This window comes from Mesorhizobium sp. STM 4661 (assembly GCF_000359125.1).
Classification (GTDB): Bacteria; Pseudomonadota; Alphaproteobacteria; order Rhizobiales; family Rhizobiaceae; genus Mesorhizobium.
The window spans coordinates 34,192-51,857 of the sequence record NZ_CAAF010000014.1; the positions used below are offsets into that span (position 1 = coordinate 34,192).

Consider the following 17,666-nt stretch of genomic DNA (forward strand, 5'->3'; position numbering starts at 1 on the left):
TGGGGCATTCATCTCTGGGACTTTCTCCCGTGCCGACACCCGACAACCCGCCATTTCCCGCGGCCCTGCGCCTTTTCTCGGTGGTGGTCATCATCGTCCTGATCGTAGGCGCCGGCCTGTTTTTCGCGCCTGCGCTGGTCAAGCCGCGCTGGCCTTGGGCCGTCACGCCGTTCAATGCCCGCTTCCTCGGCGGCTTCTACACCGCCGAAATGGCCGTGATGGCGGCGCTGCTGGTCTGGAATCGCTGGTCGCCGGGCAGGCTCGTGCTCGTCATGGCCTTCATCTTCACCGTCATCGTGTCGGTGGCTTCGTTCATCAATCTCGGCTATTTCAACTTCGAGCGCAAAGCGCCCTGGCTGTGGTTTTTGGTCTATCTTGCTTCGGTCGCGGTATCCGGGCTGTTCCTGTGGCGGGCCAGGGCCCGTCCTTCTGCAAAAGGCGTGACCTTAAACCCCGCATGGCGCGGCTACATGCCGGCGGAATCGGCGATCCTCGGGCTCTATGGCGTCGGCCTGTTGCTGTTTCCCCTGACATTCAGCAGCTTCTGGCCATGGCCGATCGATGCCTTCCACGCTCAGGTCTACAGCGCCATCTTCCTCGCCGGCGCGGGCGGCGCATATCTCGTCTGGAGAAGCGCGCCGCGCGAGGAGCTGCTGGTGCTCGGCCTGGCGCAGTTTCTGGTTGGCCTGCTTGCCATCCTTGGCCTCGTCATCACCGACGCTGCGGTGCACCGGATCGACTGGATGGCGACCGGGACATTGTGCTGGCTCGCCCTTTTCGGCTGGATCGGCATCAGCGGCGTCTTCAAACTCTACGCCGCCTCCCGGTATTTTAGCTCGCGATCGGCATAGGTTGCGGAGACGGCTGGATTTTCAGGTGACGTCCGGTGCATCGTGCCGGGCCGAATGCCTTCGCCGGGAGCGCCATGACCAGCACGACCTCGCCATCCCAAGAGAAAATCCAGCCGCAGCTCCGGTCCGTCCGGCCAAGCGATGCGGAGGCGCTTTGCGCTATCTTCAACATGCCGGGCTTCCGCTCGGGCACGCTCAGGATGCCCTTCGAGATGGTGGAGCAGGTGGAGCGGCGCATCGCCAAGTCCGGCCAGGAAACCACCTGGATCGTTGCCGAGTTGGACGGCAGGGTCGTCGGCCATGGCAGCCTGGTCGTGCAGGGTTCGCCGCGTCGTTCGCATATCGGCGAGATCAATATCGGCCTTGACGATGCCTTTGTCGGCAAGGGCATCGGCTCTGCCATACTTGGCGCGCTGCTTGACGTGGCCGACAACTGGCGCGCCCTGAAGCGGGTCGAATTGACCGTCTATGCCGACAACGAACCGGCCGTCCGTCTCTACACAAGCCACGGCTTCGAGGTCGAAGGCCGGCATGTGAAGGCCGGTTTTACCGACGGGCAGTACCACGATCTTCTGAGCATGGCCCGGCTGCGGTTCTGAGATCCGCTGTTTGGCCTTAACTGTTTAGCCAATCTAACAATTCGTGCCGAGTCGGCGAATTGCTCATGGAGAACTCCGTAGGATACGGCCAATTTCGTCTCACACCATTTTGATCGAGTTGACGATCTGTGTGTGGGCCGGCCGCTAAGTCTGGTCTCCCTTGGCGTTTGCACCGCAAGCGGCTAGACGGGACCAATGACCGCCGTCTTTGATCCAACCCCTACGCCTCCGGCGGAAATTCTGGCTGTGCTGTCGCTGCTCTGCCCGGAAGTCGTGCGTGACATCGAGCAGAACTGGAATGCACCGGTTTCCGATTACGCCCGCCATCTGTGGCGGCCGGTGGCAAGGCCTGCATCGGACCCGGCGATCGCTGCCCGCTCGATCCTGCGCGAAGTCCTGCATCAGCGTCTTGGGGTGACTATGCAGCCTGAAGAGATCGGCAAGGCCCTCGAAGAATTCGAGCACAGACCGGTGATTCAGTCCGGCCTGCACTGTCTGCTTCTGATGGACCGGATCACCTTCGATGCCCTCCTGCTTGCCTGGCTCGGCGCGGTCGAAAACGGGCTGTCGGCCTTCTTCGGTTTCATGGGAACGACGATGACCATGGAGACAATTGGCCGGGAGGGGCCGGGATGGCTCGATGTCGGCGACGACAAGGTCAACTTGTTTGGCATGGGGCGCCACAAACTGTGCCGCAAAAGCGCCTGCGTGGCCGGTCCCGTCTCCCTCAACAAGCGCGCGCTCGAAGCGGTGGGAGATGAAACGGATGCCAGCCGCTGGCTGGGCACACTGCTTGCCAGTCAGGACAAGGTGTTTGGAACCGCCGCCGATGCGCTGACAGCCCTCAACGAGGATCTGGTCGCCGATTGGGATCGTTCCGGCATGGCCCTGCCGGTTTTCATCGATGATCGGCTCGCCGCGGCTGCCATGGCGCGGCATCTAGAATATGACGACAGCCTTCTTTCCAAGCTGCTCATCGAGCCCGCAAGGCGCCAGCGTCTCGAACGTGCCTTGCAAGAGGCCGCATCGAGCCCCTTTGGCGGATTCCTGCCCAATGCCACGGCCTATTTCTGGGGCATCCGCGAGGAGCGCGTGCGCAAGCTCGTCCTCGAGAACGGGCACCTGATCGAGCCTGACAGGCCGCATGGTCTTTCCATCCCGTTCGAGCGGCCGCATCTCAAGCAGGCGCTGCTGGACGGCGTATTGCTGCCGAACTTGTTCCTGATGGTCCTCGTCCTTGCCATATTGCCGCGCGTGCGGATTGTGGGCGGCCTGAGGCAGATTGGCTATGTAACGCTTTTCCACTCTATCCTGCTGGCTGCGCTGGATGAAAACGCGCCGGAAGAGCGCGATCTGGCCGCGGAGCTGCAGGTTCGGGAAAATGCCTGGGGCATGCGGGTCATCGATGAAAAGATCTCGGTCCGCGAGCAGCTTGCCGGCCTGCCGGAAGGGGCGCTCTTCCCGGACCTGCTCCGGCGATACCGTTTGCGGACACTTGCCGAGACGACCGACGACCTGAAACTGGTTCGCGAAAACGCCCGATGGCGCAAGATCGGCCAGGCAGAAATCAAGGCGACCTGAGCCTTACTTCAGGCCTTGGTGCGCAACCGCAAGCGGATGGCTCGCTGATATCCTCGAGCAGGGCTTTTCGACGCAAACAAGGGCCACGCAGTCGCCCGTATCGGCAGCGCTCTGCCACACCGGACCCACGGATCGCTCGATGCCCATTTGCGCTGCCGCTTGCTGGCCGACGGCTATCGGTTCATCCTTGTGTGAATACCCCGGCCGTGAAGTGCGTAGCGAGATCACGCCGTCACGGCCCCTGGTGAGGTCTTGTTCGATGGACTGCTCGGGCTGCGGTTTCGAGGTTGAGGGCGGTTACGCTTTCTGTCCGAGGTGTGGCAGGCGCCAGCCCGTGCCATGCGCCAGTTGCGGCTACTCCTGCGCACCTGATTTCGAGTTCTGTCCGAAATGTGGGGCAAGCGTCGGTGCGGCCGCAAAAGCCGTCGAACGGCCTGCTCCGACGCCAAGCCGGACCATTGTGCCGCCTTCTCGAACTCCGTCGCTGCTTCCGAACATCGAAAGCGAAGTTGGGCTGCATCCCGTCTCTGACGCCGATCGACGGACGGTAACGGTCCTGTTCGCCGACCTTTGCGGCTTCACGACACTCAGCGAACAGCTCGACCCCGAGGTCATGCAAGCGCTGCAGAACGAACTGTTCAAGGAATTGACGGCGGCCGTGCGAAACTTTGGTGGTTTCGTCGACAAATTCATCGGCGATGCATTGCTCGCTTTGTTCGGTGCGCCGGTCGCGCATGAGGACGATCCGGAACGTGCGCTTCGCGCCGCTCTCGACATGATCGCCCGGACGGCGCGGCTCGGCGAAAGCGCCCCCCACTCCGGCTCGCCTCTGTTACTCCACATCGGCATAAACACTGGTCCGGTCGTTACTGGCGGATTGGGCATCGGCACCGCCAAATCCTATTCGGTGACCGGCGACACCGTGAATACGGCGCAACGCCTGCAATCGCTGGCCGCGCCCGGTGAGGTGCTGGTAGGCGAGTTCACTCACAGGCTGACCCGGCATGCCTTCTCTTACGAGTCGCTGGGTGATGTCGTGCTTCGCGGCAAGGCTGGCAGTGTGCTCGTCCATCGACTGGATGCACCGCTTGCGGCGCCGCGTGCAGCGCGTGGGCTCGAGGCGCTCGGCCTCAGCGCGCCGATGATAGGTCGTGGTGCGGAGCTCAATAGAATGCTGGCGAGCCTTGACCAGGCGTGCGGCGGCTCGGCCCAACTTGTCCGCCTCGTCGGAGAAGCCGGTATCGGGAAATCGCGGCTGGTGAAGGAGTTCGTCGCTCGCGTCGGCGACGAGGATCGTTTTCGCAACGTCGCCGTGCGGCAAGCCACGTGCTCACCGCTGGGCGAACGATCATTTGGCGCCTTGGGCGCAGTGGTGCGCAGCGCTGCCGGGATGATGCAAAACGATAATGGGGACGAAATGCGGGGGAAACTCGCAGGCTTGCTTACCGATCTCGGCCTGCAGGGCGAGGAGGCGAAGCGGCTGATGCCTTTGCTCTACCATGTGCTTGGCCTTGGCGACCCCGATGCCACCTTGCAGCATGTCGAACCCGAGCAGCTGCGGCGGCAAATTCTCTACGCAGTCCGCACAATCATCGAACGGCGGCTTGCGTTGTCGCCACTGTTGATTGTCGTCGAAGACCTGCACTGGGCCGACGCCGTGTCGCTCGAGGCACTACGTTTCGTGATGGACAGGTTGGTGCGCACGCGGTTGATGGTGCTGGTCACGCATCGTCCGGCGCCGGACAACGACCAGCTCGACTCAAGTCGGGTCAGTCACACAGCGCTCAGGCTTTCGCCGCTCAACAGTGATGACGGACGCAGCCTGCTGGCGGCGCTTTTCGGCGAGAGCTGGGTAAACTCCGCAGGAGGGCTTCTCGAGCAGATCCTCGAGCGCGCGGGCGGCAACCCCCTTTTTGTAGAGGAGATCGTTCGCGGCCTTATCGATCGCGGTGTACTGATGCGCGAGGGCCAGCGATGGCGGACTATGGCAGGCGAAGTCGCAACCGGCATTCCCGCCACTATCCAGGCAATGTTGCTTGCTCGCGTCGACCGGCTGCCCCAAGAGGTGCGCCGGTTGGCCCAGGAAGCCGCGGTAATCGGCCCGCGCTTCGACGCCACACTTCTGAAAACCGTGACAGCCGACCCCGGCCGGCTGGAAGCCGGCTGCGAACTGCTTTGCGATGCGGAAATCATCGAGGAAGTTGCCGGATCAGGCTCGGTCTCGTCGCAAAGCTACCGCTTTACGCAAACATTGCTGCAGGACGTGATCTACCAGAATCTGCTCCTGCAACGCCGGACCGACATCCACGGACGGGTCGGTGCTGCCTTGGAGCAACTGTGCGGCGACAAGCCGGAACGGCTCGAGGATTTGACCGTGCTCGGTCATCATTTCGCACAGAGCGCCGAGCGGGAGAGGGGCGCGCATTACCTGCAGGCGGCGGGCGATCGCGCTCGCACGATATACGCCAACGACGACGCCCTTCGTTTCTACGAGCGAGCACTGACTGCGTTGGGCGCGATCGGGCAAACACCACTCAAACTGGCAATTGCAGAGCGCATTGCCGATTTGAGCGGCTCGGTAGGCCGCCGCGAGATCGCGCACCACCACTACGAGACGGTGTTGCAGGCATACCGCGAGTCAGCCGATCGTGTCGCTTCGGCGCGCGTTTTGCGTAAGATCGGTCGGCTGCTCTGGGACGTCGGCAAGCGGGACAACGCAGAATCCCGCTATGCTGAAGCGGCAGCGCTCCTCGATGGAGCGGATGCCCCGATCGAGCAGGCGCATCTCTGGCAAGAACGTGGCCGACAGGCGTTCCGCAGCGGAGATCACGCTCTCGCGGCAAAATGGGCGGACGCGGCGCTGGATTGCGTACACACTCTGACAACGGAGCATGTCTCCGAGGTAGGGTGTGATGCCATTCTTGTGACCGCCGAGGCACTTAATACCAAGGCTGTTGCGCTGGCTCGCCTTGGGCGAAACCGTGAAGCCGTGGGTCAGGTTGAGCGTAGCATTGAATTGGCCGAAGCCGCCGGCCTACTGGGCGCGGCCTGCCGCGGCTACACCAATCTCGGCGTGCTTTACACGACCATCGATCCGGCACAGGCGATGGAGGTCTGTCGGCGCGGTCTTGAAGTGGCGCGCCATATTGGTGATCTGGGTTTCCAGGCGCGCCTCCTCGCCAATCTGGCGGTCGCTTGTTGTACTTTCACGGATCGCTGTCCAACGGAGGGCGTGCCTGCTGCCGAGAAGGCCATCGAGATCGACCGGGCGCTCGACCAGCGCGAGCACCTGCCGGTGCCGCTGATCGTGCTTGGGCAGATCCACCAGTGCAACGGCCGTCCGGAACTGGCGGTTGGCTTGTTCCACGAAGCACTGGACATAGCCCGCGAAACGGGCGAACCCCAACTGCTGTTTCCGTGCTATGATGGGCTCGCAACGCTTAATCTCGACCTCGACAATCTGGCCGAGGCCGAACGCTACTTTTCCCTGGCGCAGGATATATGCGCCCAGCACGGGCTCGACCCGGAAGCGCTTGTGGTGCTGCCTTTTCTCGACTAGCCGGGGCTGGGGGTTGGAAATGTCCTCGCATAGTGACTTGGTACCGCTTCAACCGGGCGACCGTGCGCCCAACCTGATACTCGACGCCATTACCCAGGAAGGCAAGATCGCGCTTGACGACTTTCGCGGACAAAAACCGGTGCTGGTCGGCCTGTTTCGAGGTCTGCATTGTGCGTTTTGCCGGCGCCATATCGCCGCCCAGGCGCGGCTTGATCCGGAGCTGCGCGAAAAGGGCGTGGAGAGCCTGACGGTGGTCAACACGCCGATCGAACGGGCGCGTCTCTACTTCCGCTACCACCCGATGCCGAATCTGCTTGCGGCTTCCGACCCTGAACGCGCTTCACATCGTGCTTTTGGACTGCCCAATCTCGAATTCACCCAAAACGAGACGAACTGGCCGTACAAGGTCGCGATGGCAGTGGCACAGGATATGCGGGTCGACATGCCAGGCGAGTTGCCCGGTCCGATGGATCCCATGACGGCCAGCGAAATCCTCAACAAGAAGGACAATTACGAAGTGACCGAAGCCGACGAGCAGATGATGGCAACGGGACACGGACAACTGGTCGGTCAGTTCCTGCTGGACCGGCAGGGGATCGTCCGCTGGAGCTTCACGGAGGTTCCAGAGGGTGGGCGATACATGTTTGGGGCGCCAAGCCCGCAGGAGCTGATGTCAGCCGTGTCCCAAGTCGCCCAATAATGACACTGACAAGTTCACCGCTCTTCGAGCACGGCCTCGACAATGGCAATAAAGTCATCGAGTGAGCGATCTCCGCGAATCTCGATGCGCGGAAGGTCGATGGGATCGCAGTCGAGGCCCGCCGGCCCGTGTCTGCCGCCGAAACCGATCCGATAGCCGCACTCCCTGGCCAGCCGGCCAAGCCGTCGGTCGGTGACAGAGAAGGGTGCGGCGAACGCCGTGGTTGGCCGACCGGTCCACCGCTCGATGAACATACGAGAGCGCAGGAGCTCGGCGGCCAGGTCAGAGCTCGACAGACCGTCGATCGCGCGATGCGTCGCCAGATGGCTTCCGAAGAACGCACCTTCGGCGGAGAGGCGTCGCACCGTCCCGGCGTCCATAAGCTGCGTCGGCGGACCGCTGTCGGCGTCCCACAGTGCACTTTCACCCACCAGGTCCGTCACCAGGAACACTTCCGCGGTCAGGTCGTTCGCGCGCAAGATCGGCCAGGCATGGTCGGCAAAGTTCTGGAAGCCGTCATCGAAGGTGATGAGCACTGGGCGGCCAACGAAAGGGTGACGGTTGGCGATGGACCCTTCCAGTTGCTCGGACCTGACAGCGTGAAAGCCATTGGCGCGCAGCCATGCCATCTGGCTGGCGAATGCGGCGGGTGTGAGCCGAAAACGGGTGAGCGCGGCCGGACCATCATCGGCGACGCTGTGATACATGAGGACAGGGATACGCCGCCGCCGCTCGCTACGTGCGACGTCGCGGCGCAAGGCCCTCGCCCCGCCCCAGACGATATTTCGCGCGACCCCGATTCCGACGGGCGCGCGGATTGGCATATGATCTATCATCGGTTCCGTCGCCACGTCGTCGGGTGACAGGCGGCGGAAGCGGTCTATGCGATAGAGCTCGGTCTGGATCGATTGCTCAAGCACGAGGCCTTCGGTCGCTGCCAGCGTCTCCGAGATCGCTTGTGCACCGAATGTGTTCCAGTCGAAGCCCGTCCTTTCAACATTGTCACGCAGCACGAATGCGTGTGCGCTGATGAAACTGCCGCCAGGTGCCAATGCCTCTGCGAATTTTTTGGCGATGCGCCGCAACTCGGCCAGATCATCCAGATAGTAGAGCACTTCCGAACAGAAGATCAGATCCATCTCGCCCGGCAGCGTGTCGGCAGAGAAATCCAGTACGCCGAATTCAATATTCGGCTGATCGCCGCATCGCGCGCGGGCCCGTTCGACGGCTATGGCGGAGATGTCGGTTGCGGTCAAATGGCCCACTCGCGGCGCCAGCTGCCGCGTGAAATGGCCCTCCGCGCAGGCCAGCTCAAGCGCCCGTCCGATGGGACCGGCAGGCAGAATTTCGAGCTGCCGCTGATATTTTTCCTGCTCATAGGACGAACCGTAGTTCCAGGGATCCTCGGTCGCGAAATAGCCATTCCAGAACGACGTGCGATCCTTGTCGTGCCTGGCCCGTGCTCGGCGCGGCGCCGCGGGAGGCTCCGCAGGTTCGGCGCTCGACCGAACCAGTTCCCGCGCTTCCTCGGCCAATTGGGCGAGTTTGCCGAAGTGACTGTCCGGATCGGACCGGCGTTCAAGCCGCTCAGGGGGCACGACATTCTGGATCAATTCAATCCAATGATCCCTTGTCACTGTCCCGAGTGCGCCGAACTGCACGACAGCCTCGATCCGGCCATCCATCATCAGGTTGGCATAGATTTGATCGATTCCTTGCGGAAGTTCGACCGTGGTCGGATTTCGAGCGTCGACGCGAATTCCAAGTGTCCGCGCCAGCCTGCGCGGCGCGGCAAGGTCGTCGACGTCGAGAAGCATTTGCTCAAGGCTATACTGGACGCGGCGAGCCGCTGCTGGATTGTCCCAGAGTTTGCTGAGTTCGGTGATCAATTCGGTTAGGGCGCCGCCGAACCTGTCCCACCCTGCAGCCAATTGCGCCGGCACCGACAGGCTTCCCACCAAAAGGCCATCGACGATCACCTTGGCGATCTCACGCGCCCATTTGCGTCCTGCCGGGAGCGCGCGCAAGGACTGCGGATCGATCGAGCGCGAGCCGCTGCCGCAATCCGACGCGGCGTTCCACAACGCGAACCACGCGAGTGCCTCGGAGGCGGTGCCGCCGTTCGCCTCGATCGCTCCATTGGCATGAGCCGATGCCGGGTGTTTGACCCTGGGATCAGGAGAAAAGCCACGGGCGATCACGATTTCCGCATCTGCCAGCATCTGCGTCGAATTGCGGGAGAGCGCGTTGGGGCTGATACGATAGAAAGCGAGCGGCTCGTCGACCATCACCCAATTTTTGCCCAGACGCGCGAGACGCTGCCACAGATCCCAGTCCTCGCAGGTGCGCAGCGACACATCGAAACCGCCCAACTCGACAATTGTCGCCCGGTCGACCAGCAGTGCGTGAGTGCGGATGGCACACCGGCGGGCGAATGTTTCGAAGGGCTGGGTCGCAACCTCCGTTGCGATGCTCGACGGGGTGACTTCGCCATCGGGCATCACGCGCCGGGAACCGCAATAGGCGGCCACTGCATCGGGAGCGGTTTTCAGTGTGGCCAGCATTTTCGCAAGGAAGCTGGCATCCACCCAATCGTCCGCATCCAGAAACATGAGCCAGTGGCCGCGCGCCGCCGAAATCCCGGTATTGCGCGCGCCGGCGGCGCTATACGCGCAAGAGCTCAACATCCGAAATCGGGCATCGCGCTCCACATAACCGGCGATGATCGCGGAGGTGCGGTCCGTGGAGGCGTCGTCGACGATGATCGCCTCCCAATCCACTATTTCCTGATCGAGAAGGCAATCGAGTGCGCGCGCCAGCGTTACCTCCGCGTTGTGCGCGGGAACCACGATTGAAACCAAGGGATTGTGCGCCACGCCGTCTTACCCGCGCCTGGTTCGAAGGTGGACCAAGAGCCCCGAAACATAGCCGGCGATTTCCTGCCAAAGGGAACGGTCCTCAGGGACGCTGCGTTCAAACAGTCTTCCGCGAATTCTTCCGAGCCGCCGCGACGCCACCATTTGGCTGCGGAGCGAGCTTGCTCCTGTCGTGCTGCCGATGTTGGAAGCCTGGCGCAGCATTCGCATCCGTGCCGCCGAGCTTGGGCGCCAGCTGTCGCCGATGCACGTCAAAGCCAAGCATCCCGCATACTCATGTCGATCCCCGGAATCGGCGCCATGACCACAAGCCGCGGTCCCTGGCACCGTATGAATGCAATATCTATGGCAAACTGACTTCTTCTGCAATCTGGGGCGCAATAAATGCAAGCCCACTGAAGCTTTGGTGTGAATGACCGCAGCTATTGGGACTATTGCTCCCTTCCTATCGCCCGAAACGCCTCGATTCCGAGGTGCATTCTCGAACGGCCATTTCTCCGCGCGAAAGAAGACCTTCCTTCCCCCATTGGGCACGCATCGGAAGCTGATCGTCGCAGTATACAGCCGGGCGCGAGACAATATGTGCACCGCCAAACCAGCTAATTTAGATGTTTCTGATAAGTCTGCGCTACTTAATTGCGCTCCAGCAGCTATAGTCTGGCATTGTATTAATCATTTCGATAGTAGATTGCGTCCGATGGCCTATTAGATTAACCAGTTGTGACTGCTATCACAAAGAGGTGCGAGAGCGACACCAATCAGAACTCGTGCTTTTGTTGCTAGTCTAGGACACAAAAAAGGAACACACGAATCGGCTTAAGCCAAAAGGATTCCGGCTTGCGGGCTGGCTATTTGTCTGACATATTTCCCGTTTCCGAGTTTTGCACTGGGTAATAGGGGCATAAGGATGGCGAAGGAATCTTCGAACGCCGCTTCTTCAGCAAATAAAGCGGATCTGATAAGTAATACAGAGGGAAACGGGCTGAACTTCATAGTGGGCCAGGCTCGCGAGAGCGGGGCCTCCGGCGACGCTGTAGGTGTCGACAAGATACGTGATCTGCTGTTCGGCAACCAGATGCAGGACTATGACCGCCGTTTTTCCAAGCTTGAAGAACGCGTCTTGCAGCGCTTCAAGGATGTCGAATCCGAGGCCAAGCGCAATCTTGAAATGTACGAGTCAAATGCAAAGAAGCAGGTCGATTCGCTTGCGGGGCAATTGCGGAACGAAAAAGACGCGCGAGCCGACGCCGACAAGGAGATTGACCGGAATCTTCGCGAGCAAAACCAGGCGCTTGAAAAGCAGGTGCGCGCATTGTCGGATCAATTGAGCGAGCTTGAGCGCGAAGTTGCGGACCGGATAAATCGAAACGATCATTTGCTGCGTGAGGAAATCAAGCAAAAGAATGAAGGCGTTCAGATGCTGATCGAGAAAATGTTTTCCGATCTCAGCAACGTCAAGACCGACCGAAATCTTTTGGCTGGCCTGTTTGTCGAGGTTGCAAAATGTCTAAATCAGGATCCCGTCGGCAGCAAGAGCAACTCGGAGCGTAGTTGGAAAGTGAGTTGATCGGAACTTGACGTCGATCGTCGACCCAATCAGCCTTCCGCAAAGAGCAGCTTCGAACGATACAGAGATTGATCGCGAGGCTCTGGCTAGTCTTTTGGTCGAAATTGCCCGGAACGTCGATCCGGACTATCGTGCGCGTTTCGACGGAGTTCCAACCGCCGATCCTCGCATGGAAACGCTGCGCCAGTTGCTGGTCGGCCGCGAAATTTCCGAGCTTTCACGAGTTGCGCACCTGCTCGACGAACCTGAGCAGCTTGCGGCTGCAGTGGGGGGCGTTCTCCCCGATGCAGCCGCGCGTGCGTCTCATGCGCAACTCGGCGAGGCCCTTGCGCCAGCTGTCGAGAGGGCTGTGCAACGGTCCATCCAGAAGAACCCGCGCACGCTGACGGATATATTGTACCCGGTGTTTCTGCCGGCTATTCGCAAGTCGATCGGCGAAAAGATCGACCAGACCTTTCAATCGCTGAATGAATCTTTAAGACATATATTTACCTGGCGTGGACTTAAGTGGAGATTTGAAGCTTGGAGAACGGGCGCAAGCTTTTCAGAAGTTGTTCTTAAGCATTCTCTTGTCTATCGTGTAGAACACGTCTTTCTCATTAACCGAAATTCCGGGCTTTTGATTACGCATGTAACTGCCGAAAACGCAACGAGCGAAGACCCTCAACTAATTTCTTCGATGCTTAGTGCAATTCAAGATTTCGTAAAGGACTCGTTTAACGAGAAAGAACAGAGCGGCCTGGACACTATCCGTTTCGGGGAGCTTCGTCTCTGGTCGGAAGTTGGACCGTTTGCGACCTTGGTTGCCGTGATCCGGGGAAATCCGCCAGAGGAATTACATGAAATAATTCGCGATGTATTGCTTCGCATCCATGATGAATCCTCACAGGCTTTAGAGCAGTTTGACGGCGACAGTTCGCAGTTGGCCGGCGTAGAGACGCAGTTGCAGACCTGTGTTGAACTGAAGCAGGAGGAATCGAACCAGGGATTTCCGTGGCTGGTGGTGGCTGCAGTCCTGCTGGTTTTGATTCCGGCGGGCGGTTGGTTCCTTCTTTCCTGGCAATCCGGGCAGCGCTGGCAGGCCTATGTGTCACGACTGGGAACCCAGCCGGGCATCATCGTTGCCGAACAAAAAATGCGTGATGGCCAATTCTATATTGCCGGCCTGAGAGACCCGCTTGCCGCCGACCCGCAGTCGCTGTTGTCTGGAACGGAGGTCGATCCCGCCCGCGTTCATTCACGCTGGCAATTCTATCAGAGCCTTGAGCCGGAGTTCGTGTTGAAGCGGCTAACGGCGTCGCTGACCCCGCCGGATTCAGTACGACTTTCGATCGTCAACGATCGCATCGTTGCCGAGGGTGAGGCTACCGACACGTGGATCAACCGGGCGCGGGCCGCCGCCCAACAACTTTCGGCAGGCGGACCGGTATTCGACATCTCCAAGGTCCGTGATGTGAGCCCCGAAGCACGCGAGGCGGAGCGCTGGCAGGCCTATGTGTCGCGACTGGAGACCCAGCCGGGCATCATCGTTGCCGAACAAAAGGTGCGCGATGGCCAATTCTATATTGCCGGCCTGAGAGACCCGCTTGCCGCCGACCCGCAGTCGCTGTTGTCCGGAACGCAGGTCGATCCCGCCCGCGTTCATTCACAGTGGCAATTCTATCAGAGCCTTGAGCCGGAGTTCGTGTTGAAGCGGCTGACGGCGTCGCTGACCCCGCCGAAATCGGTTCGGCTTTCGATCGTCAATGATCGCATCGTTGCCGAGGGTGAGGCTCCCGACACCTGGATAGATCGGGCGCGGGCCGCCGCCCAACAGCTTTCGGCAGGTGGACCGGCATTCGACATCTCCAAGGTTCGTGATGTGAGCCCCGAAGCACGCGCGGCGGAGCGCTGGCAGGCCTATGTGTCGCGACTGGGGAGCCAGCCGGGCATCATCGTTGCCGAACAAAAAATGCGCGATGGCCAATTCTATATTGCCGGCCTGAGAGACCCGCTTGCCGCCGACCCGCAGGCTCTGCTGTCCGGAACGGGGGTTGATCTTGCCCGCGTTCATTCGCAGTGGCAATTCTATCAGAGCCTTGATCCGAAGTTCGTGGTGAAGCGGCTGACGGCGTCGCTGACCCCGCCGAAATCGGTTCGGCTTTCGATCGTCGAGGATCGCATCGTTGCCGAGGGTGAGGCTCCCGACACCTGGATAGATCGGGCGCGCGCAGCGGCCCGACAGCTTTCGGCAGGCGGACCGGAATTCGACATCTCCAAGGTCCGTGATGTGAGCCCCGAAGCACGCGCGGCGGAGCATTGGCAGCATTATGTGTCGCGACTTGAGGCCCAACCGGGAATCATCGTCGCCCAACAAACGGCGAGGGGCGGACATTTCTACATTTCCGGCCTGAGAGACCCGCTTGCCGCCGACCCGCAGGCTCTGCTGTCCGGAACGAAGGTTGATCCCGCCCGCGTTCATTCGCAGTGGCAATTCTATCAGAGCCTTGATCCGAAGTTCGTGGTGAAGCGGCTGACGGCGTCGCTGACCCCGCCGAAATCGGTTCAGCTTTCGATCGTCCAGGATCGCATCGTTGTCGTGGGTGAGGCTCCTGCCGCCTGGATCAACCGGGCGCGGGCCGCCGCTCAGCAGCTGTCCGCGGACGGAGTGGTTCTGGATGTCTCACAGCTGCGTGAGCTGAGCCTTGCGGAACTCAATAATTTGAGAGAGGCCATCCAGGCGACCGATATTCTCTTCTATTCCGGCAAGGTTGTGCCGGGACCAGAACAGACGCCGGTTCTCGACAGATTGGCGGATCAATTAAAGGAATTCGCCCAAAATGCCCGCAAGTCAGGCGTGACAGCTCGGTTCATGTTGACCGGCCATTCGGACGCCACGGGCCGTGAGACGTCCAACGCGTCGATCAGCGCCGCCCGCGCCGAGACAGTTCGTGCGCTTCTCAACAAGCGCGGCGTCGCTCCGGAATTGCTGCTGGTTCGGGGCGCGGGCACCTTTGAGCCGGCGGTGCCTGAAAATAGTCGAACTGGGAGCTCCGCCAATCGCCGGGTTTCGGTTACGGTAAACCTAGACTAGTGCGGAGTCCGGGATGTTGCAAAAAAAGATCTGCATGTTGGGCGGGTTCGCTGTCGGAAAGACGAGTCTGGTTCGCAGGTTTGTGCAAAGCATCTTTTCAGAAACCTACTTGACCACGGTGGGAGTGAAAATCGACAAGAAGAGTGTCGCACTCCCGGACAAAACCGTGGATCTGATTTTGTGGGATTTGGCCGGCGAAGACGATATCGGCTCATTCCGCGTCAGCTATGTGCGAGGTGCGACCGGGCTCGTGCTTGTCGTCGATGGGACCCGCGCCGCTACTCTTGCCGTGGCGCTCACGCTGCGCGAGCGGGCCGAGGCCGAATTCGGCGCCATGCCGTTTGTATTGCTGTTCAACAAATCCGATCTGGCCGATCGTTGGGCAATATCGGATAGTGAGATTAACGAACTGAGGCAACTTGGATGGCAAATCTATCTAACAAGCGCGCTTTCGGGTGAACATGTTGACGATGCATTTCGTCAGCTTGCTTCGATGGTCACCAAATAGACCATGCATGGATTGCCAAGAGAAGTCAGAAGCTGGATTTACAATTTCTTTTACAGCGAGCACTCTGTCGCATATTTGAAAATTGACGCCCAGCTTTGCATAGCTGCGAAGGGCGGCAGTGTTAAACATTACGGACTCTCATCACTTCGCATTGGTAAGCCTGTTGCCGAGCAGCTTGAATTCATGGAAGGTTTGCTGCCTTGCCCGGAGCTTCCATATCATATGGCCATGGTCGAACTGCCCAGCGGGCGTGTCGCGGACCTTCATCTTTTTGCTGACAATGCCTGCGTGTGGCTGCTCTTTCTTGACGCCACTGCCGAACGCGACAATAGGCAGCGGCTTCAACAGAAGGCTTATGAAATGACGCTCCTGCAAGAGAGGGAGCGTCAACTCAACGAGAAATTGCAATCGACGAACGAGGCGTTGAGGCAGAGCCAAGAGGGACTGTCGCGTGAATACCAGCGCGCCGAAAGCCTACTCCTCAACATTCTTCCGGCGTCGATCGCGGAGCGGTTAAAAGCGGACGAACAAATTGCAGACAACCACGCAGAGGTGAGTGTGCTTTTTGCCGACATCGTCGGCTTTACGGAAAGAGCGCGGAGCGTCGGAGCCGAGACGACGCTCGCTATTTTAAATTACTTCTTCAAGGCGGCGGATCTGCTCTCGGAACGATACGGCTGCGAAAAGATCAAGACAATCGGCGATTGTGTGATGGTGGTCGCTGGCCTGCCCGCCGCGCGATCCGATCATGCAGAAGCCCTTGCGCATTATGCACTTGAACTGCGGAAAGCGGTTAAGCGCGAACGCTTCGCAGGAGAACCGCTAAGACTCAGAATTGGAATTCACTCAGGACCAATCGTCGCGGGCGTCATAGGCAAAAGGCGGTTTGCCTATGACCTGTGGGGCGAAACCGTTAATCTCGCCGCACGTATTCAAACGTCCGCGGAGCCCGATGAAATCCGTATTTCGGATGCAACTCACAAACTGCTTGGACCAAATTTTACTTGCGACCCACTCGCGGAAACGGAATTGCGTGGTACAGGTCGTGTGCGAATGTGGCGGCTCCCGGCCTGATTTGCCGCTTGGCAGTGCCGCCCCCGGAGCGCATTGCATCTCAAGCTGGTCAAACATCATGGTTTCGAATGTCCGCAGAGGTGCGCGAAGCAGTCGACCACCGAGGCCACAGGGCCGTTTCGTGCGGTTGCAACTCCCCCCACCGCCAAGGCACATTATAGTTAGGAGCTTCGCCGAGACACTCGAAGTGAAGTACCCAACCCATTCGTCATGCTATTCTGGAACTTCCTCGTTGATCGTGGCGGTCAAGCCCGCCGCTGTTTTCGCCTTTGCGCGCTTACGATGAGCTTACATTGCCGGTTCAGAAAGCCATGTAAGCAAAAGGCGCCCCGAAAGGCGCCTCTTAATCGCTTGATTTTCTTGGAGAAAACTGGAGCGGGTGAAGCGATTCGAACGCTCGACCCCAACCTTGGCAAGGTTGTGCTCTACCCCTGAGCTACACCCGCTCGCGCGGCTTTTGGGCCGCAAGCCGCGCCTATATGGCTGAAGAGCGCGGCGATTGCAACAGGGAAATCGCAGGCTTTTTCGGCCGCGCCCGGCGACGCCTACAAGGCTTGCGTCGCGGTGACGGCGTTCTTGTATGCATGTCGTTATCGCAAAACCGCTGCGCACTTTTGCGCGACATGCATTGACGGAATCATCGTCCCCCGGCGCAACGGTCTTGTCTCGTCCGCGCCATTGGCCGTAAACGGCGTGACCGGAACCCGCGACAACAGGACGCCTGATGCCGAAAACCGAAGCCGAGCTTTTCGCCTTTCTCGCCGATCTCGGCATTGACGTCTCCACGCGCCGCCATCCGCCGCTGTTCACCGTCGCCGATTCGCAGGCGCTGCGCGGGGAAATCGCCGGCGGCCACACGAAGAACCTGTTCCTCAAGGACAGGAAGGACAATTTCTTCCTGGTCAGCGTCGGCGAGGAGGCGGTGGTCGACCTGAAGCAGATCCATAATGTGATCGGCGCCGCCGGTCGCGTCTCCTTCGGCAGGCCGGAGATGCTGATGGAGCTTCTCGGCGTCGTACCGGGCGCGGTCACGGTTTTCGGCCTGATCAACGATACGAAGCTGCGGGTCAAAGTCGTCCTCGACCAGGAGTTGATGAACCATGCGGTGATCAACGCCCACCCGCTGACCAGTGAGGCAACGACGTCGATCGCCGCAGCCGATCTCGTCAGATTCGTCGAGGCAACCGGGCATGATGCTGCTATCTTGAAAGTCTCGGCATAAGCGCCACATGGATGGCGGAATAGCCGGGATGGCTGAAAAACCGACTTCTGGAGAAA

Annotated in this window: 11 protein-coding genes, 1 tRNA gene and 1 pseudogene; 11 read left to right on the top strand and 2 right to left on the bottom strand. The window is 60.2% G+C overall.

All coding sequences use genetic code 11. The features are described from left to right. The first annotated feature begins 29 nt into the window (after positions 1 to 29). The 5 genes from MESS4_RS03955 (at position 30) to MESS4_RS03975 (ending at position 7,290) form a co-directional block, all read left to right on the top strand. A complete protein-coding gene (locus MESS4_RS03955) occupies positions 30 to 851 on the top strand; it encodes a hypothetical protein (protein ID WP_006326866.1) in 822 nt (273 codons plus the stop codon). Positions 852 to 925: 74 nt separating this feature from the next. Continuing rightward, complete coding sequence (locus MESS4_RS03960; protein WP_036240670.1) at positions 926 to 1,450, top strand: GNAT family N-acetyltransferase; 525 nt, start codon at positions 926 to 928, stop codon at positions 1,448 to 1,450. Positions 1,451 to 1,645: 195 nt separating this feature from the next. Then, entirely contained in the window at positions 1,646 to 3,031 is a 1,386-nt protein-coding gene (locus MESS4_RS03965) for a hypothetical protein (protein ID WP_006326868.1), read from the top strand. 259 nt (positions 3,032 to 3,290) lie between these two features. Further along, complete coding sequence (locus MESS4_RS03970; RefSeq protein ID WP_036240655.1) at positions 3,291 to 6,590, top strand: adenylate/guanylate cyclase domain-containing protein; 3,300 nt, start codon at positions 3,291 to 3,293, stop codon at positions 6,588 to 6,590. A 19-nt stretch (positions 6,591 to 6,609) separates the two neighbouring features. Then, the gene (locus tag MESS4_RS03975; RefSeq protein WP_006326871.1) at positions 6,610 to 7,290 is read left to right on the top strand and encodes a redoxin domain-containing protein; all 681 of its coding nucleotides are present in this window, start codon (positions 6,610 to 6,612) and stop codon (positions 7,288 to 7,290) included. Positions 7,291 to 7,304: 14 nt separating this feature from the next. Here the strand turns inward: MESS4_RS03975 and MESS4_RS03980 are convergent, their stop codons facing one another. After that, positions 7,305 to 10,166 (bottom strand): glycosyltransferase, encoded by a 2,862-nt coding sequence (locus tag MESS4_RS03980; RefSeq protein WP_006326872.1) that lies wholly within the window; start codon positions 10,164 to 10,166, stop codon positions 7,305 to 7,307. A gap of 160 nt (positions 10,167 to 10,326) precedes the next feature. On the opposite strand from MESS4_RS03980, the pseudogene MESS4_RS34290 reads away from it, so the two are divergent. The 5 genes and pseudogenes from MESS4_RS34290 to MESS4_RS04000 all read left to right on the top strand — a co-directional run. Beyond that, positions 10,327 to 10,478: pseudogene (locus MESS4_RS34290) on the top strand (IS110 family transposase); the annotation flags it as partial. Positions 10,479 to 11,073: 595 nt separating this feature from the next. Next, entirely contained in the window at positions 11,074 to 11,733 is a 660-nt protein-coding gene (locus MESS4_RS03985) for a hypothetical protein (RefSeq protein WP_006326878.1), read from the top strand. A 7-nt stretch (positions 11,734 to 11,740) separates the two neighbouring features. Next, on the top strand, positions 11,741 to 14,806 hold the full coding sequence (locus MESS4_RS03990; protein ID WP_006326879.1) for an OmpA family protein: 3,066 nt from the start codon (positions 11,741 to 11,743) through the stop codon (positions 14,804 to 14,806). A gap of 13 nt (positions 14,807 to 14,819) precedes the next feature. Beyond that, positions 14,820 to 15,314: a Rab family GTPase gene (locus tag MESS4_RS03995; protein WP_006326880.1), complete on the top strand. Its 495-nt coding sequence runs from the start codon at positions 14,820 to 14,822 to the stop codon at positions 15,312 to 15,314. A gap of 3 nt (positions 15,315 to 15,317) precedes the next feature. Next, the gene (locus MESS4_RS04000; RefSeq protein ID WP_006326881.1) at positions 15,318 to 16,388 is read left to right on the top strand and encodes an adenylate/guanylate cyclase domain-containing protein; all 1,071 of its coding nucleotides are present in this window, start codon (positions 15,318 to 15,320) and stop codon (positions 16,386 to 16,388) included. 371 nt (positions 16,389 to 16,759) lie between these two features. Here MESS4_RS04000 and MESS4_RS04005 read toward each other — a convergent pair. Then, positions 16,760 to 16,834 (bottom strand) — tRNA-Gly (locus tag MESS4_RS04005). A 278-nt stretch (positions 16,835 to 17,112) separates the two neighbouring features. Between MESS4_RS04005 and MESS4_RS04010 the strand changes: the two genes are divergently transcribed. Then, on the top strand, positions 17,113 to 17,610 hold the full coding sequence (locus tag MESS4_RS04010; protein WP_006326883.1) for a prolyl-tRNA synthetase associated domain-containing protein: 498 nt from the start codon (positions 17,113 to 17,115) through the stop codon (positions 17,608 to 17,610). The last annotated feature ends 56 nt before the right edge of the window (positions 17,611 to 17,666 follow it).

Bases quoted from the DNA above. Each gene is read 5' to 3' on its own strand.
- MESS4_RS03995 (WP_006326880.1), top strand. From the start codon at position 14,820: ATGTTGCAAAAAAAGATCTGCATGTTGGGCGGGTTCGCTGTCGGAAAG.
- MESS4_RS03960 (WP_036240670.1), top strand. From the start codon at position 926: ATGACCAGCACGACCTCGCCATCCCAAGAGAAAATCCAGCCGCAGCTC.
- MESS4_RS03965 (WP_006326868.1), top strand. From the start codon at position 1,646: ATGACCGCCGTCTTTGATCCAACCCCTACGCCTCCGGCGGAAATTCTG.
- MESS4_RS04010 (WP_006326883.1), top strand. From the start codon at position 17,113: ATGCCGAAAACCGAAGCCGAGCTTTTCGCCTTTCTCGCCGATCTCGGC.
- MESS4_RS03975 (WP_006326871.1), top strand. From the start codon at position 6,610: ATGTCCTCGCATAGTGACTTGGTACCGCTTCAACCGGGCGACCGTGCG.
- MESS4_RS03970 (WP_036240655.1), top strand. From the start codon at position 3,291: ATGGACTGCTCGGGCTGCGGTTTCGAGGTTGAGGGCGGTTACGCTTTC.
- MESS4_RS03985 (WP_006326878.1), top strand. From the start codon at position 11,074: ATGGCGAAGGAATCTTCGAACGCCGCTTCTTCAGCAAATAAAGCGGAT.
- MESS4_RS04000 (WP_006326881.1), top strand. From the start codon at position 15,318: ATGCATGGATTGCCAAGAGAAGTCAGAAGCTGGATTTACAATTTCTTT.